At 66.5% G+C, this 17,103-nt stretch carries 16 protein-coding genes; 11 read left to right on the top strand and 5 right to left on the bottom strand.

From position 1 onward, the window contains the following. Positions 1-160: 160 nt before the first annotated feature. Positions 161-1,183, bottom strand: a complete 1,023-nt coding sequence (locus tag ACIBI6_RS27775) for a polyprenyl synthetase family protein (RefSeq protein WP_364358601.1) — start codon at positions 1,181-1,183, stop codon at positions 161-163. 194 nt (positions 1,184-1,377) lie between these two features. On the opposite strand from ACIBI6_RS27775, the gene ACIBI6_RS27770 reads away from it, so the two are divergent. The 7 genes from ACIBI6_RS27770 (at position 1,378) to ACIBI6_RS27740 (ending at position 10,611) form a co-directional block, all read left to right on the top strand. Continuing rightward, the gene (locus ACIBI6_RS27770) at positions 1,378-2,658 is read left to right on the top strand and encodes a geranylgeranyl reductase family protein (RefSeq protein WP_396958315.1); all 1,281 of its coding nucleotides are present in this window, start codon (positions 1,378-1,380) and stop codon (positions 2,656-2,658) included. A 1-nt stretch (position 2,659) separates the two neighbouring features. Next, the gene (locus ACIBI6_RS27765; protein WP_364358607.1) at positions 2,660-3,073 is read left to right on the top strand and encodes an AraC family transcriptional regulator; all 414 of its coding nucleotides are present in this window, start codon (positions 2,660-2,662) and stop codon (positions 3,071-3,073) included. A gap of 65 nt (positions 3,074-3,138) precedes the next feature. After that, on the top strand, positions 3,139-3,576 hold the full coding sequence (locus ACIBI6_RS27760; protein WP_396958314.1) for a VOC family protein: 438 nt from the start codon (positions 3,139-3,141) through the stop codon (positions 3,574-3,576). Positions 3,577-3,695: 119 nt separating this feature from the next. Then, positions 3,696-4,178 carry a DUF3592 domain-containing protein gene (locus ACIBI6_RS27755; RefSeq protein ID WP_396958313.1) on the top strand — a complete coding sequence of 161 codons (483 nt, stop codon included), beginning with the start codon at positions 3,696-3,698 and terminating at the stop codon, positions 4,176-4,178. Between the two features lie 89 nt (positions 4,179-4,267). After that, positions 4,268-5,410: a glycosyltransferase family 4 protein gene (locus ACIBI6_RS27750; protein WP_396958312.1), complete on the top strand. Its 1,143-nt coding sequence runs from the start codon at positions 4,268-4,270 to the stop codon at positions 5,408-5,410. A 152-nt stretch (positions 5,411-5,562) separates the two neighbouring features. Next, positions 5,563-6,276, top strand: coding sequence for a demethylmenaquinone methyltransferase (locus ACIBI6_RS27745; RefSeq protein WP_396958311.1), 714 nt, complete (start codon positions 5,563-5,565; stop codon positions 6,274-6,276). 138 nt (positions 6,277-6,414) lie between these two features. Continuing rightward, entirely contained in the window at positions 6,415-10,611 is a 4,197-nt protein-coding gene (locus ACIBI6_RS27740) for a molybdopterin-dependent oxidoreductase (protein ID WP_396958310.1), read from the top strand. 75 nt (positions 10,612-10,686) lie between these two features. On the opposite strand, the gene ACIBI6_RS27735 is transcribed toward ACIBI6_RS27740, so the two are convergent. Next, positions 10,687-11,721, bottom strand: coding sequence for an aldo/keto reductase (locus tag ACIBI6_RS27735; protein ID WP_364358625.1), 1,035 nt, complete (start codon positions 11,719-11,721; stop codon positions 10,687-10,689). A gap of 82 nt (positions 11,722-11,803) precedes the next feature. On the opposite strand from ACIBI6_RS27735, the gene ACIBI6_RS27730 reads away from it, so the two are divergent. Further along, a complete protein-coding gene (locus ACIBI6_RS27730) occupies positions 11,804-12,418 on the top strand; it encodes a TetR/AcrR family transcriptional regulator C-terminal ligand-binding domain-containing protein (protein ID WP_364358628.1) in 615 nt (204 codons plus the stop codon). Positions 12,419-12,482: 64 nt separating this feature from the next. Here ACIBI6_RS27730 and ACIBI6_RS27725 read toward each other — a convergent pair whose 3' ends face one another. After that, positions 12,483-12,953 (bottom strand): MarR family winged helix-turn-helix transcriptional regulator, encoded by a 471-nt coding sequence (locus ACIBI6_RS27725; protein WP_396958309.1) that lies wholly within the window; start codon positions 12,951-12,953, stop codon positions 12,483-12,485. Between the two features lie 64 nt (positions 12,954-13,017). Here ACIBI6_RS27725 and ACIBI6_RS27720 point away from each other — a divergent pair, with 64 nt between their 5' ends. Next, positions 13,018-13,518 carry an SgcJ/EcaC family oxidoreductase gene (locus tag ACIBI6_RS27720; protein WP_396958308.1) on the top strand — a complete coding sequence of 167 codons (501 nt, stop codon included), beginning with the start codon at positions 13,018-13,020 and terminating at the stop codon, positions 13,516-13,518. Here the strand turns inward: ACIBI6_RS27720 and ACIBI6_RS27715 are convergent, their stop codons facing one another. Next, on the bottom strand, positions 13,519-14,097 hold the full coding sequence (locus ACIBI6_RS27715) for a TIGR03086 family metal-binding protein (protein ID WP_396958307.1): 579 nt from the start codon (positions 14,095-14,097) through the stop codon (positions 13,519-13,521). Between the two features lie 178 nt (positions 14,098-14,275). Here ACIBI6_RS27715 and ACIBI6_RS27710 point away from each other — a divergent pair, with 178 nt between their 5' ends. Together ACIBI6_RS27710 and ACIBI6_RS27705 are read left to right on the top strand one after the other, a co-directional pair. Then, on the top strand, positions 14,276-14,512 hold the full coding sequence (locus ACIBI6_RS27710) for a hypothetical protein (protein WP_396958306.1): 237 nt from the start codon (positions 14,276-14,278) through the stop codon (positions 14,510-14,512). Positions 14,513-14,649: 137 nt separating this feature from the next. Further along, positions 14,650-14,874: a hypothetical protein gene (locus ACIBI6_RS27705; protein WP_364358644.1), complete on the top strand. Its 225-nt coding sequence runs from the start codon at positions 14,650-14,652 to the stop codon at positions 14,872-14,874. Between the two features lie 89 nt (positions 14,875-14,963). Here ACIBI6_RS27705 and menD read toward each other — a convergent pair whose 3' ends face one another. After that, positions 14,964-16,607, bottom strand: a complete 1,644-nt coding sequence (gene menD / locus ACIBI6_RS27700) for a 2-succinyl-5-enolpyruvyl-6-hydroxy-3-cyclohexene-1-carboxylic-acid synthase (RefSeq protein ID WP_396958305.1) — start codon at positions 16,605-16,607, stop codon at positions 14,964-14,966. Positions 16,608-17,103: the final 496 nt, after the last annotated feature.

Genomic DNA, 17,103 nt, shown 5'->3' with positions numbered 1-17,103 from the left:
GAGCTCCGTGCCACCTAGCGCGTCGTCCGGACAGCTTGGCTCCGACTGCTCGCCGAGCGCAGTGATATGGCGGTCGATGCAGCGTGGGCGAGCACCATTCGACGGCGTTCGAACACTCCGAGCCAAGGCTTGATACGGCAGGAGCTATCGGGACGCGGCACTAGCCGACGCGCTCGATGGTGTAGCGGACCAGGCGCTCCAGCGCGTCGTTGGCCGGGCCCGATGGCAGCGCGGAGAGTTCGGCGTGCGCGATATCGGCGTAGCTCTGCAGCTTCTCCTTGGCCAGCACCATGCCCCGGGAGTGGGCGAGCAGCGACAGCGCCTCCTCGACCTCGTCGTCGGTCTGCAGCGGGTGGGCGAGCAGTTTGCGCAGCCGGTCGCCCTCGGCGCCCTCATCGCGCAGCGCGTACAGCACCGGCAGGGTGTGCACGCCCTCGCGCAGGTCGGTGCCCGGCGTCTTACCGGATTGTTCGGCGGCCGAGGAGATATCGATGATGTCGTCGGAGATCTGGAAGGCGGTGCCGACCGCATCACCGAGCCGGGCCAGCCGCTCGACGTGTTCGGCATCGGCGCCGGAGAAGGTGCCGCCGAAGCGTCCGGCGGCGGCGATCAGTGAGCCGGTCTTCTCCCACACCACGCGCAGGTAATGCTCGACCGGATCCTGGGATTCGCGGGCGCCCATGGTTTCCCGCATCTGACCGGTGACCAGCTCGGCGAAGGTTTCGGCGATGATCCGCACCGCATCGGGGCCCAGAGTCGAGGTGAGCCGTGACGCGTGCGCGAACAGATAGTCGCCGGCGAGGATGGCGATGCTGTTGCCCCAGCGCGAATTCACGCTCGGGGCGCCGCGACGCATGGTGGCCTCGTCCATGACGTCGTCGTGGTAGAGGGTCGCCAGGTGCACCAGTTCGACCACGGTGCCCGCCGTGATCAGCGCCGGATCGGTGGGGCGCGGACCGAGCTGGCCGGTGAGGATGGTGAACAGCGGGCGGAATCGCTTACCCCCGGCCTTGGCCAGATGCAGCGCCGCCTCCTGTAGGAACAGCTCGCCGTCGGACAGCTCGTCGATCAGGAGTTTTTCGACATCGATGAGGCCATTGCGCACGGTCTGGGCGAGCTCGGTGTCACCGAGATCGACTCCGGCCACCACCGTGCTCTCATCACTCACAGCCGATGTGCTCATCTCTTCTCCCAGCGATGCGTCCGACCCCACGGTAGAGAACCTAGCGTGTCCCCGCCGCGCGGCCCATGAACACCGTCACTATGCGGTGTATCAGACACTTTTCCATATCGTTTTCCGACCACATCGATCGCATGGTCTGCGCCACGGGCAGGCGCCATCGACACGAACGGAATGCTCCTGCGAGTATTGAGCGCATGGGTTCACCGGATGCCACTCCCGCGGGCGGGGACGGGGAGACGCAGAGCGCGATTCCCACACAGACCGAAGTGCTCGTGGTCGGTGCCGGGCCGGCCGGATCGGCGGCCGCCGCATGGGCCGCGCGGGCCGGACGTGATGTCATGCTCACCGATTCCGCCGTCTTCCCACGTGACAAGACCTGCGGCGATGGACTCACCCCCCGCGCGACCGCCGAATTGGAGCACCTCGGCCTCGGCGCTTGGCTGCGGGCGCACACCGTGAACCATGGCCTGCGGATGACGGGTTTCGGTCGTGAGGCGCTGCTGCCGTGGCCGGGCGGCTCGTTCCCAACGTATGGAAGTGCCGTTCCCCGAACCGAACTCGACGACAAGCTGCGTGAGACAGCCGTGAAGTCGGGTGCCCGGATGCTGGATGGCACGAAAGTGATCGATGTCATCCGGGAGGGTGATCGCGTCACCGGTGTGACGGTGAAGACGGCGGAGGGCCCGCATTCGATCGCATGCAAGACGCTCGTCGTCGCCGACGGTGTCCGCTCCCCGATCGGCAAACTACTCGGGCGCACCTGGCATCGGCAGTACGCCTATGGCACCGCGGCCCGCGCCTACATCAAATCCGCGCGCAGCGATGACCAGTGGATCACTTCGCATCTGGAGCTGCGCAATGCCGACGGCGATTTGGTGCCCGGCTACGGCTGGGTGTTCCCGCTGGGCAATGGGGAGGTGAATATCGGCGTCGGCTCGCTCGCCACCGAGAAGCGGCCCTCGCATATCGCGCTGAAACCCCTACTGGAGCACTACACCTCGTTGCGCCGCGAGGAGTGGCAGTTCGAGGGTTCGCTGCGGGCGGTCGCCTCCGCGCTGCTGCCGATGGGCGGCGCGGTATCGAATATCGCGGGGCGCAATTGGGTGCTGATCGGCGATGCCGCGGGCTGTGTGAATCCGCTGAACGGCGAGGGCATCGACTACGGACTCGAGGGCGGGCACATGCTCGCCGGACTGCTGGACGAACCGGATCTCACGACGGTGTGGCCGCAGCTATTGCGTGCCCGCTACGGGCGGACGTTCTCGGTGGCACGGCGCATCGCCGGTTTGGCGACCCACCCGCGGATGGTGCCGATGGGCGGGCCGCCGGTGATGCGGTCGAAGTATCTGCAGCGCACCGCGGTTCGGGTGATGGGCAATCTGGTCACCGATGAGGATCTGGATCTGACGGCCAGGGCCTGGCGGGCCGCGGGGCGGGCGTCCTACCGCTTCGACGAACTCGCACCCTTCACCTGAGATGACCGGACTACCCGCGCTCTACCTACTTCCGCATCTGCGGCGGGCGCGGGATCTTGCGGACCGCAACTATGCCGAGCCGTTGAATCTGGACGAACTAGCCGCTGCCGCGGGAGTTTCGAAGTATCACTTCCTGCGCGCGTTCGCGGCCGTGTACGGCGTGACGCCCGCGGCGTATCTGGCACAGCGACGGATCGAGCGGGCGCAGGATTATCTGCGGGCCACCAACCTCACCGTGACCGAGGTCTGCATGATGGTCGGGTACAGCAGCCTCGGGTCGTTCAGCAGTAAGTTCCGGCAGTTGGTCGGGGTGACGCCGTCGGAGTATCAGGCCAAATTCGCGGACGGCGCGCCGCGGATTCCGGGCTGTTATGTGTTCATGCACGGGCTATCGGATCGCAAGCCGCGAAGTTGAGCGGTTCGCAGAGCTCAGCAATTTCGGAGAAGCGTGCGGGTCGACGCGTTTCCTAGCCTTTGGGCATGACTATTACGAATGTCTCCTTGGTCACCGTGTACGTCACCGACCAGGACGCGGCCAAGCAGTGGTACACCGAAAAGCTGGGGTTCGTCGAGACCAGCGATGTGACGATGGGCGACAACGGATTCCGCTGGGTCAGCGTCGCACATCCCGATCATCCGGAACTAGAGATCACCCTGATGATTCCGGGACCGCCGCTGGATGAGAATCTCGCCGATGCCATCCGCCGTGCCCTGGCCAATGGCACCCACGGCGCGGTCGGTCTGAAGACCGATGACTGCCAGAAGACCTTCGAGGAATTGACCGCCAAGGGTGTGGAGTTCGTCCAGCCGCCCGCCGAACGCCCCTATGGCACGGAGGCGATCATCCGGGACAACTCCGGCAACTGGCTGGTGCTGGTGGAGCCCAAGGAATTCAGCCCGGAGGATTTCGCCGGGTAGCCGACGAGCCCGAACGCGTCAGGCGCTCGCCTGCGCGGCGACCCACTCCTCGATATGTGAAGCTGAATTTTCGGGACATGCGCGCACATCGCATCGGAGGCGGCAAGTAGCCTGTGGTGGTGTCGGAAACCAGCCAGTCCGAAAGGCGTTCGAACCGCCTGCGGCGGGCCAGGATCGGGGTGCTGACGGCTGCGGTCTTCCTCAGCGCCCTCGTCGTGCTGCTGGTGCTCGCCGCCTGGCGCAACGACTATCTGATCAGCTCCGACAAGGGTGTGACCTCCGCCGAGGTGCTCTCCGCCGGGCGGCTGCGTTCGGCGGTCATCTATGTCACACCGGACGGGAAGACGCACAATCCGAAGGTCGGGGTGCTCTATCCGACCAACCTCACCGCCGGTGAGCGGATCAATGTGGAGTACAGCCGCAAGGATCCGGATCTGGTCCGGGTGGCCGGGCGCGACGCGCGGGTCGCGATTCAGCCCGCGCTGTCGGTGATTCTTGTGGTGTGGGCGGTCGCGGTGCCCACGATGTGGCTGCTGCTGCGAGCACAGCGCCGCACGCCCGGCCCGGTGAACGGACCCCACGCCGCGGCCGGCGCCGCCTGAGGCGAGCAGCCCCGACAGTTCGCCGGATCTTTGTGTATCGGTCATTTCGACGTGACGGCGTGGCGCGTTGCGCGGGTCAACCTGGGATGGTGCGCGTAGCCATCGTTTCGGAGTCGTTCCTGCCGAATATGAACGGCGTCGTCAATTCCGTGCTCCGGGTGCTGGACCACCTGGACCAGCACGGGCACGAGGCGCTGGTGATCGCGCCGGACACGCCGCACGGGCTGCCCGCCGCCCCACGGATCTATAAAAGGTTCCCAGTGCATCTGGTACCAGCGGTGATGGTGCCGAAAGTCAGCTCGCTGCCGGTGGGCCTGCCACAGCCCGGTATCACCGCCGCGATCGACGAATTCGATGCCGATGTGGTGCATCTGGCCTCGCCGTTCCTGCTCGGCGCGGGTGGTCTCGGTGCGGCGATGCGGCTGGATCTGCCGACGGTCGCGATCTATCAGACCGATGTGGCCGGATTCGCGAAAAGTTACGGGCTGGGGCTGGCCAGTCGGGCGGCCTGGGCCTGGACGCGCCGGATTCATGATGGCGCGACACGGACATTGGCGCCGTCACGCGCGGCGGCCGAGGATTTGCGGCGGCACGGTATTCCGCGGGTGCACCGCTGGGGTCGCGGTGTCGATATCGGTCGGTTCACGCCGTCGGCGAAGCGGCCGGAGCTGCGAGCCTGCTGGTTGCGCGGTCAGGACAAGCTGCTGGTTGGGTTTGTCGGGCGGCTGGCACCGGAGAAGCATGTGGAGCGGCTCGCGGTGCTGGGCAGCGACCCAGCGATCCAACTGGTGATCGTCGGAGACGGGCCGGAGCGGGCCCGGTTGGCGCGGATGATGCCCACCGCGATCTTCACCGGTGAGCTCGGCGGTGACGAACTGGCCGAGGCGTACGCGAGCCTGGATGTGATGGTGCACGCGGGTGAGCACGAGACGTTCTGTCAGGGCGTGCAGGAGGCACTAGCGGCCGGGGTGCCGGTGATCGGCCCGGATGCGGGCGGACCACGCGATCTCATCGCGCACTGCCGCAACGGCTACCTGCTGCCGGTGGATCGCTTCGCCGAGCTGCTGCCCAGTGCGGTTGCGGCGCTTCGTGATCCGGTATTGCGGGCGCGATTCGCCGCGGCTGCCCGCAAGTCGGTGCTGCACCGGACCTGGCCCGCCATCTGCACCGAATTGATGGGCCACTACGCCGATATCACGGGGATTCGGACCCAGTTGCCGCACACCGCGTAATCGATCCGCGTGTGAGTTTCGCGACCTCCGAACGCCGATTACTGGTGTGACCATGAAAAACGCGGGCGCGCCGGGCGATGGCACGGATTGTCTGGGCCAGTTCGGCGCGGGAGTCTCGCCCCGCATGTGTTACGCGCGGTAGGTTCGGGGGCGTGGCGAAAACAGAGCAGCGGGAACCGGTTCGGGCTTCGCTGGACAAGCAGCCGCACGAGGTCGCGTCGATGTTCGACGGGGTCGCGAAGCGGTACGACCTGACCAATACCGTCATCTCCTTGGGACAGGACCGATATTGGCGCTGGGCGGTGCGCAAGGCCGTCGCGCCGCGGCCGGGTGAGCGCGTGCTCGACCTCGCCGCGGGTACCGGCATTTCCACGCTGGACCTGGCGAAATCCGGTGCCTGGTGTCTGGCGGCCGACTTCTCCCAGGGCATGCTCGCCGCGGGCAAGTTCCGCAATGTGCCGATGGTGGCCGCCGATGCCACGGCACTGCCCTTCGCCGACGATTCGTTCGACGCGGTGACCATCTCCTACGGTCTGCGCAATATCTCCGAAACCGATGCCGCGCTGCGCGAGATGCTGCGGGTCACCAAGCCGGGCGGGCGGATGGTGATTTGCGAATTCTCCACGCCGATCGTGCCGGTCTTCAGCACCATCTATCTGGAGTACCTGATGAAGGCGCTGCCGAAAGTCGCGGTGGCGGTGAGCAGTAATCCGGATGCCTACATCTACCTCGCCGAATCCATCCGGGCCTGGCCGAATCAGCGGCGGTTGGCGCTGCGGATCGCCGATGCGGGCTGGTCGTCGGTGAAATGGCGCAATCTGACCGGCGGCATCGTCGCACTGCACCGCGCTTACAAACTGGGCTGACCGCCTGATCGGACTGCGCACCTGGTCGCGGCATATTTTCGTGGCGCACGCCACACCTCACGCGGGAGATTTGCCGCGGTGAGGTTAATTGTCATCTGTCGATAACGTTGGGTAAATCGGCCGCAATCGGCGGTGCGCATGATCGGTGGCATGACCGATGCAGGCATCGACCGCGCGAGCACCGCCAGAACGGCGTGCTCGTACTGCGGCGTCGGCTGCGGCGTCGTTGTCGAGACCCGCCCGGGTGCGGGCGGCGTGCCGGTCATCGCCAAGGTGCGCGGCGACAAACTGCATCCGACGAACGCCGGCCGCCTGTGCACCAAGGGGGCGACCCACCAGGAGTTGATGGCGGCCCCGGGGCGGATGGAGACCGCGTACCGGCGGCCCGAGCGCGGCCAGGTACCGGTGCCTGTGCCTGTCGACGAGGCGGTGCACGAGGTAGCCACCCGGCTGCGGGCGATCCTGGACGAACACGGACCGGACGCCATCGCGCTGTACGTCTCCGGGCAGATGTCGCTGGAGGCGCAGTATCTGGCGACCAAACTGGCCAAGGGGTACCTGCGGACCAAGCACATCGAGGCCAATTCCCGACTGTGCATGGCCAGCGCCGGCACCGGCTATAAGCAGTCGCTCGGCGCGGACGGGCCGCCCGGCTCCTATGACGACTTCGAACACGCCGATCTGTTCTTCGTGATCGGTGCGAATATGGCCGACTGCCACCCGATCCTCTATCTGCGCATGATCGACCGGGTCAAGGCGGGGGCGAAACTGATAGTGGTGGATCCGCGGCGCACCGATACTGCCGCGCGGGCCGATCTGTTCCTGCAGATCGCACCGGGTACCGATCTCGCGCTGCTCAACTGCCTACTGCATCTGCTCGTCGAGAACGGTGATATCGACGCGGACTTCATCGCCGAGCACACCGAGGGATGGGCGGCGATGCCGGAATTCCTCGCCGATTACCCGCCGGACAAGGTCGCCGCGATCACCGGGCTGTCCGAGGTCGATATCCGCACGGCCGCGCGCTGGATCGGCGAGGCCGGGGAATGGATGTCGCTGTGGACCATGGGACTCAACCAGTCCACCCACGGCACCTGGAACACCAACGCACTCTGCAATCTGCACCTCGCCACCGGGGCTATTTGTCGTCCGGGCAGCGGGCCGTTCTCGCTGACCGGTCAGCCCAACGCCATGGGCGGGCGCGAAATGGGGTATATGGGACCGGGTTTGCCCGGCCAGCGCAGCCTGCTCTCCCCCGCCGACCGCAGCTTCGTGGAGACCGCGTGGGGGGTCGAACCCGGCACGCTGCGTACCGAGACCGGTCCGGGCACCATCGAGATGTTCCGCGAGCTATCCGAGGGGCAGATCAAGGCGGCCTGGATCATCTGCACCAATCCCGTTGCCACCGTCGCCAACCGGAAGACGGTCATCGGTGGGCTGGAGGCGGCCGAGCTGGTCATCGTGCAGGACGCCTACACCGATACCGCCACCAACTCCTACGCCGACATACTGCTGCCCGCCACGCTGTGGGCCGAAGCCGATGCGGTGATGGTCAATTCGGAGCGCAATGTCACGCTGCTGCGGCGCTCGGTGGATCCGATCGGCGATGCCCGACCGGACTGGCTGCTGATCGCGCAGGTCGCCACCGCGATGGGTTTCGCAGGCTTCGAATACTGCTCCAGTGCCGAGGTTTTCGACGAGATCAAGCAGTTCGCCAATCCGACCACCGGATACGACCTGCGTGGGATGAGCTACCAGCGGTTGCGCGAGGGGCCGATGCAGTGGCCGTGCGCCGAGACCGACCGCGAGCGCAACCCGATCCGCTACCTCAATGACGGTGTCAGCCAGGAACTTTTCGTCGACGAAGCCGGACGCCAGCCCCGGTTGGCGTTCGCGACACCGAGCCGTCGCGCGGTGTTCTGGCCGCGCCCGCATATGTCGCCGGCGGAAATGCCCGACGAAGACTACCCTTTCATGCTCAATACCGGCCGCTTGCAGCATCAATGGCACACCATGACCAAGACCGGCAAGATCGACAAGCTGACCAAGTTGACCGGACAGCCGTTGGTGGAGGTGCATCCCGATGATGCCGAGCGGCTCGGGGTCGAAGCGGGTGACCAGCTCGAAATCGCTTCCCGGCGTGGGCGAGCGGTGCTGCCGGTGCAGATCAGCGACCGGGTGCGGCCCGGTGATTGCTTCGCGCCGTTTCATTGGAATGACGAGCAGGGCGAATATCTGACGATCAATGCCGTAACCAATGACGCGGTGGATCCGGATTCGTTGCAGCCCGAATTCAAGGCGTGCGCGGTGTCGTTGCGCCGGGTCGCGGTGATGCCGAAAGCGGCCGCAACCCCTTCGGCAGGTGTACCGGAAACCGCCGCGAACCATGGCTCGCACCCGCTGGCGGTCATGCTGGGGCTCGACGCGGGTACCGCCCCGACGCTCAGCGAGACCGAGCGGATCTATCTGGCCGGATATCTCTCGGCGTTGCAATCCATTCCGGTGACGGGTCAGCCGGTGCTGCCCGAATCCGCGCCGCTGGCCAAGAACAGTCGGTTGTGGATCGATGGGCTTTTGGCCGGTATGTATTCGCGAAGTGCGGTAACCGAATCCGCGCCCGCCGATACGGCTCCCGACGAACCCGCCCGTCCGATCACCGTGCTGTGGGCCTCACAGACCGGCACGGCCGAAGAGTTCGCGGCCACGACGGCGGCGCGCCTGGCCGAATCCGGTTTCGCGCCGCGGCTGCTCGATATGGACTCGTGCGAACTCCACGAACTCACCGGCGATGTGCTGGTGATCAGCAGCACCTTCGGCGACGGCGGTCCGCCGGATAACGGAACCGACTTCTGGGAACGCCTGGACGACAGCGTGATCCGATTGGCCGGCATGCGGTACGCGGTATTCGCGCTCGGCGATTCCTCCTATGACGACTTCTGCGGCCACGGTCGCAAACTGGACGCGAAGCTGACCGAGCGCGGGGCCACCCGGCTGCTCACACGCGTCGACAGCGAACCCGATTACGAGGAAGCGGCGGCACGCTGGCTCGACGAGGTGCTAGCCGCACTCGACGGCGGTGCACCCGAAGCGAGTTCGGCCGGTCCCGGCGGAGCTCGGCCGCCCGAGCGGTCCACCGGTGGCACGATGGTGCTGAGCCGTACCGCACCGTCGGTCGGAACGCAGACCGCCGGACCGGCGCCGTTCACCCGCAACGCCCCGGTGACCGCCCCGCTGGTGCGCAATGAGCCGCTGTCGCATGTCGGATCGCAGAAGGAAGTGCGCCAGTTCGGCTTCGACCTGCGCGGGCTGAAAGCGAACTACGAGGTCGGCGATTCGCTCGGGGTCTGGCCGACGAATGGCGATTCGATGGTGGCCGAATGGCTCGGCGCGACCGGGTTGGACGGTCGCCGGATTGTCGAGGTCGACAACCAGGAATTGCCGCTGGCCCAGGCGCTGCGGACCCGCTACGACATCACGAAGGTCAGCCACGACCTGCTTACTTTCATCGCCGAACGCAATACCAACAACCGGCTGGCCAAACTGCTGCGCCGCGATAATCGCAATGAGCTCGACAACTACCTGTGGGACCGGCAGGCCGTCGATGTGCTGCGCGATTTTCCGGTGCGCGCCGATCTCGTCGAATGGCTGGGCACGCTGAAAAAGCTACAGCCGCGCCAATATTCGATTTCGTCGAGTCCGCTGGTCAGTCCCGACGAGGTGCAACTCACCGTCGGTGTTGTCCGGTACGGCGATCCGGCCGCGACCGGATCCGCCGCACGCCGCGGCGGGGTGTGCTCGACCTTCCTCGCCGACCGTGCCGACGCCGCCGAATCTGCGGTGCCGATCTTCCTGCAGCGTGCACCGCATTTCCGACCGCCGCTGGACCCGGCCACCTCGATGATCATGGTCGGCCCCGGTACCGGCATCGCGCCCTTCCGCGGCTTCCTGCAGGAACGCCGCGCCCTCGGGTGCAGCGGCCGCAACTGGCTGTTCTTCGGCGATCAGCATGCCGCCCAGAACTTCTACTACCGAGCGGAATTGGAGGATATGTTCCGCTCGGGCTTCCTCACCCGACTCGATCTGGCCTTCTCCCGCGACCAGCGCGAGCGGATCTACGTGCAGCACCGGATGATCGAGCACGGGGCCGAGCTGTGGTCCTGGCTGCGTGACGGCGCGCACTTCTATGTGTGCGGTGATGCCGCGCGCATGGCCAAGGATGTCGACGACACCCTGCTGACCATTGCCAGAATCCACGGCAAGCTCGACGAGGACGGGGCGCTGGCGTTCCGGAAGCAGTTGGTCGCCGAGAAGCGGTACGTTCGCGACGTGTACTGAGGGTCCGCCTGAGCGCCCAATCCTGTCCAGATCCGGCGGGAACCCGCAGATTCGAGGAGGAGTGGGCGCTAGGACTCACACCGCGGGAGCATTCAGCCGCGCGAAGTCCGGCAGCCGATAGTACGGATAGTAGGGGTACGCCGGTGTGGTCGCGCTGGCCTTGTCGAGGCGGGCGATTTGGTCGGCATCGAGTTCCCAGCCGATCGCGCCGAGATTCTGGCGCAGCTGCGCCTCATTGCGTGCGCCGACGATGACGGTCGACACCGTTGGACGGCGCAGCAGCCAGTTGAGCGCGATCTGCGGGACGGTTTTGCCGGTCTCGGCGGCGAGTTCGTCGAGGATGTCGACCACGTTATAGAGCTTCTCGTCATCTACCGGCGGACCCGCCTGCGCGGTCTGATGCAGACGGCTGCCTTCCGGAAGTGATTGGCCGCGACGGATTTTCCCGGTCAGTCGGCCCCAGCCGAGCGGACTCCACACCACCGCGCCGACGCCCTGATCCTGGCCGAGCGGCATGAGTTCCCATTCGTAGTCGCGGCCGACAAGTGAGTAGTAGACCTGGTGGGCGACGTAGCGGGTCAGGCCGAGCCGAGCCGCCGCGGCAAGGGATTTCATCAGCTGCCAGCCCGCGAAGTTGGAGGCGCCGAGGTAGCGGATCTTGCCCGCGCGCACCAGATCGTCCAGTACCGCAAGGACTTCCTCGACCGGGGTGTGCGCGTCGAAGGCGTGCAGTTGGAACAGGTCGATGTAGTCGGTGCCGAGCCTGCGCAGCGACCCCTCGACCGTTTTGATCAGGCGCGAACGGCCGGAACCCGCGTCGAACGGACCTGGACCGGTCGGCAGACTCGCTTTGGTGGACAGCAGCAGTCGGTCGCGCCTGCCCTTGATGGCCGCACCGAGCACCTCCTCGGAGGCGCCATCGGAATAGACATCGGCCGTATCGAACATCGTTACGCCCGCGTCCAGGCTGATATCGACCAGTCGACGCGCCTGCTCCGCATCGGTATCACCCCACGCGCTGAACAGTTCGCCGCGCCCGCCGAAGGTGCCCGCGCCGAAGCTCAGCGCCGGGACGAGCAGACCTGATGCGCCGAGCCGACGGTACTCCATGATGACTCCTAAAGGGTCTATAGTTCCGTTAACGATTCGAACCATACACCCGATGCGCTGTAAATGAAACTGGAGTTCCGTTATGGAGTCTGACAATGCCGTTCCCGGCTCGGTTCGCCCTGGTGGGCGCACTGCCCGCGTCCGCGAGGCGGTACTGCAGGCGGCGGGCGATCTGCTCGCCGAGCGCGGTTTCGCGCACCTGGATCTGACCGAGGTCGCGGCGCGCGCGGAGGTCGGCAAGACCACGGCCTACCGCCGCTGGCGCAACTCGACCGGACTTGTCGCCGACCTGCTCATCGATATGGCCGAACAATCGCTGCCACACGCGGATACCGGCTCCCTGCTCGGCGATCTCACCGCCAATGCCCGTCTGGTCGCCAAAACCCTCACCAACCCCCGCCAAGGCAAGCTCTTCCAGGCTGTGATCGCCGCCGCCACCTGCGACGAAACCGCCGCAGCCGCCCTGCGCCGCTTCTACGACATCCGCCTCACCGAATGGACCCCGTGCATCGAAGCCGCCATCGCCCGCGGCGAAATCCCCGAGAACACCGACGCCCGCGCCGTCCTCACCGCCGTGTCGGCCCCCCTCTACTATCGCCTGCTCGCCAGCGGCGACCCGATCGACGACGCGGCCGCCGTCACCGCCGCCGCAGCCGCTACCCAAGCCGCAACAGCGGGCATCTACGCGAAGTCATGAACAAGATCAGGCGGAACTCTCGGGCGATTCCACCCGATCCCGATCTCGGACAACTCGTTGCGGGTTATCCGGAGTGGTTCAGGGCGGCTATCTGACGGTCGGTTTGAGCTCGGTGGACTTCCAGTGCGGTGCGCAGGAAGTCGAGGATGACGTCCAGTTGGTCGGAGTTGTAGCGAGCCAACGCTTTCGCACCCGCCTGGCCGACCGGACCGAAGATTTCAGCAGCCGTCGCTTGCGCGGCCTCGGTGGCTTCGACCAGGACGCGGCGACGATTGGACGGATCCTGGCTGCGGGCGACGAATCCGGCACGGACGAGTCGATCGATGACGGTGGTGGTCGCGGCGGGACTCAGCTTGAGCTGAACACTCAATTCGCCGGCCGCAAGTGGACCGCGACCGAGAACGACGTCGAGGCAGCGAGTATCGGTGCGATTGAGGCCGAGACGAGCGGCGACGGCCTCATCGAAGGCGTCGAAGCTCTCCTGCAGCAGGCGGAGCTGCATCCCGATCTCTCCGATAGTTTCATCTTTCGACATTCGAATCTTTCTGTTATCGTATATTTCGTTCATCGAAATGATAGCACAGAAGGAGCCCAGCACCATGAACGAGACCCTCGATCGCGCCAGCACCGACGACACACAACTCAGTGCGGTTTTCCAGCAGCTCATGCAGACCTGGACCGATAACGATGCCGCGGCATTCGGCGCATTGTTCACCGACGACTCCGATTACGTGTCCTACGACGGCACCCGGGCGATCGGCCGTACGGAACACCAGGCCAACCACGACAAGCTCTTTCGCGGCGTGCTCGCCGGTTCGGCGCTGGTCGGCGAATTGGAGTCGATCCGGTACGTGACTGCGGATGTCGCGATCCTGCACGGCACCGCTTCGGTGCTGATGCCGTGGCGGTCGCGGCTGCCCGAGCGCCGCCTGTCGCGGCAGACCGTGGTGCTGGTGCGGACCCCCGATGGGTGGCGGATCACCGCGATTCACAACGGCCGCGTACGACCGGTCACGGTTCCGGAGCCGGATTCGTTCCCGGCCAGGATGTCTCAGCTGATGGCCCGTATCGCGCGCACGCTGGGCCTCGGCCGCAAGTGATCAGCGGGACCAGGCGGGGTCGCGGCCGGTGAGTCCGACGATGCGGTCCAGGAGCGGGGCGGTGTCGGGGACTTGGATGACCGGGCCGAACATGCCCGGGGTGCCCTCGGGCGGTGTGTCCCTCAGAAATTCGAGCAGGATGGCCAGGTGGGCGGGGTCGACGTCCGGTTGCTGACCGGTAGCACGGGCGAGATCCCAAGTGTGGATGACGATTTCGTCCAGGGCGATCGCGGCCATGACGACCGCCGGGGCGGTCACCCCGCCCGCTTCGGTTTCGCCGTCCCAGGCCGCCGGATCGCGCCAGGACTCGACGAGCGCCTTCAGCTGGGCCGAAATGCGGAAGCGCCAGTCGGCGGGCAGGTCGCTCTGCGGGCCGACAGCGGGCGGGACCGAGCGGCCGACCGCTTCCTTGGTCGCGGCCTGCCGGAAAGCCTCGGTCAGTCCGACGACGTGGGCGAGCAGGTCGCGCACGCTGGTGTCGGTGCAGGGTGTGGACGCGGTGAGGTGATCGTCGGCAATGGCGCCGACCACCGCCTCCAGGGCGGTTGCGGCCGGTTCGAGATCGAAATTCGGGTGCATCGGGGCCTCCTCGGCAACGGACGTCATCGATTGAGACGGCGCGCGCCAACGGAATTCATCGGCGCCACGATCCTGCCCGCGTCGGGAACGGTTCGACGGCTTGCCAGGCCTTCCCGCCGCCGTCTATCGCAACCAAGTCGTAGCGGCGAAAGGTGCTGGAAAAGCGGAGAATTGGTAGATGAAGGGCGATCGAGTGGAGATCGTCGTCGATTTCGGCGACGGGTCTCGCAGTTATGAAGTGGCCGCGACGCGGGCCGGGCGCAAGGTCGAGGTGCGCATCGCGCGTGGTGTGGTCGAGGTCAGCGAAGTGACGCGAACGGGCGTCGCCGTTCGAACGGCACGGTTCATGGCGGGGCGCACATTGGCGCTCGTCGAATTCCCGGCGAATGGTTCGGGTCCGGTCGAAGGCGAGTAGCGGATGGGTTGCCGCCCGAGCCGACTAGGAGCATTCTCGACAGTGTCGGATTGCGCTGTGATTCTCGCGGCACCTGTTGTTCGTTCGGCAGAGTATCGGGTACCCAACCCAAAACCACGCGCGGAGAGGAATGAACGATGACCGATCCAAGCACGTCCCGCACCATCGATGCGGCTACGGAAGGCGACTACGTCGAGCAGAGCGTCCCCGCCGACCCCGCCGATGACATCGACGACAGCTCCGAAAGCGACCTCGCGGCGGCGGTCACCCGGGATGCCTTCAGTGCCGATCCGGCCGATGTTGTGGAACAGTCGATCCCCGTGCCGCTCGATGACGAGCGCGATTCCGAGCCGGAGTATTGATCGGCCCTCCGCGAACTGTCCCTTCGCGAACTGCCCCCGTGCACTGCTGAGCGCGGAGCGAAAAGCGCACGCTCAGAGCCGGTCCGAACTCACGGCGCGATCTTTGCTCGCACCCTCGCGTGCAACTCCCGCAGACTGGAACGCTCGGTCGCGACCTCGAGCACCCGCAACCCGTGCGCATGCTCGGCCAACTCGACCGCCAACTGCTCGGTATCGACCTGCTTGTGCGGAATACGGTAGGCGGCACACAGCGCGGCCAGGTCCATCCCGTGCGGCGTACCGAAGACCCGCTCGAAAACACCGGCGTACTGCGGATCGCCCTGTTCCAGGAGTTCGAAGATGCCACCGCCGTCGTCATTGGCGACCACGATGGTCAGATCGGCTGGGCGGGGTTCACCGCGGCCGATGAGCAGGCCGGATGCGTCGTGCAGGAAGGTGAGGTCTCCGAGCAGCGCGATGGTGCGGCCGGTGTGGTACAGTGCCGCGCCGACGGCCGTGGAAACGGTGCCGTCGATACCGGCCACACCGCGATTGGACAGCACCCGAACACCTGGTCGCGGATGCGAGACCAGGGCCGCGTCGCGCACCGGATTGGATGCGCCGAGCAGCAGCTGATCGCCATCGCGCAGCGCGTCCATCACCACCGCGGCCACGTGCAGCCCGGTCGGCTTGGGATGGTTGGCCAGTTCCGTGCGCACGACCCGACCGGCATTCGCATCGAGTTCGCGGCAGTGCGCGAGCCAGTCTGCACTGGGCGCACCCGTGGTCACCGCCCTGGTTCCGGTGCCGACCACATTGCCCGAGACATCGGGCCAGCGCGGACCGGTGGTGAGCGCGTAGACGGTCACGGCCGGATCGGCCAGCACCTTCGCGACCTGACGATGTAGCGTCGGCCGCCCGGTAATGATCGCCTGCCGCGGCTTCAGCAGCGGCAAGGCCAGCGGATGCAGGGACGGACCGTGCATCGGGGCCGTGGGTTCGGCCACCGTGGGCAGCTCGGCCAGTTCCGGGCGCAATCCGGCGCCGTGGCCGGAGATGACGACCGTATCGGGCGTCAGGTCGAGATCCAGCGGCACATCGAGGGTCGCGTACCGAGTGCTCGTCCATGCCTCGCCGCCGGGGCGGCCCTGAGGCGCCCACTCGTCCGGCATGTGATCCGGCACCAGCGGTTCGCGCAGTGGAATATCGAAATGCACCGGCCCGGCATTGCCGGAACGGGTGCCGCGGGCCGCCGCCAGCACCCGGCAGACGGCCGAACGCCACTGGCTGTTCTGCTGGCCGTAGGGCACGCCGCCGTCCGTAACGGACTCTTCCTCGGCGAGTCCGAGGCTGATCGAGGCACGGACCTGGCTACCGAACAGCCCTAACTGTTCGACGGTCTGATTGGCGCCGGAACCGAGCATTTCGTAAGGTCGGTTCGCGCTGAGCACCACCAGCGGAACCCGGGCGTAGTTCGCCTCCAGCACCGCGGGGCCGAGATTGGCTACGGCGGTCCCAGAGGTCATCACCACCGGTACCGGCAGTCGGCTGGCGATGGCGAGACCGATGGCCAGGAAGCCCGCGGTTCGCTCGTCGATGCGCATATGCAGGCGGAGTCGGCCCGCCGCATCGGCCGCCTGTAGTGCGAATGCCAGGGGCGCGTTTCTCGACCCTGGACACAGCACGACATCCCGCACACCCCCGCGCGCGAGTTCGTCAACGACCACTTGCGCCTGTGCTGTAGACGGATTCACGCCTCCAGCCTCTCAGACAGTTGCTTCGACGTCTTCGTCACCCTGCTCACATCGGCACCTCGCTAACACTCGGCACCATGGTGCCCAGAGGGCGCTGTGCCATTGGTTCGCTCGCTGCGCTGCCTCACGCACATGTGTTCGATTGGGATTTTGCCGCCCGCGTCCACCACCGGACGCGGGCGGCTGGCATGCGCCGCAGATCGATGATCCGCATCAGCACAGCGAATCGATTTGCGGTGCAACGTTACCCCCAACCCGACCACACGGAGCGAGTCTTACGAGCGACGTTCGCGGCCCGTCTCGCGTCCGCGCCGAAGGCGCGACCATCAGAAACAGCCGAGTCGCCGAAGCGCATACGACGAAGACACGAACTCCCGTCACTCACGCACCCACAACGGAGCGAGTCTTACGAGCGACCGTTCGCGGCCCGTCTCGCGTCCGAGTCGGCGCAGGGCCCGGGCCCCCCGGGCCCGGGTCGCCCGCGCCGGCGCCCGGC

The sequence above is a fragment of the Nocardia sp. NPDC050412 genome (assembly GCF_044458825.1).
In the GTDB taxonomy this organism is placed as follows: Bacteria; Actinomycetota; Actinomycetes; order Mycobacteriales; family Mycobacteriaceae; genus Nocardia.
Note: the sequence above shows the minus strand (reverse complement) of the source record. Positions and strands in the feature narration are given on the sequence as shown.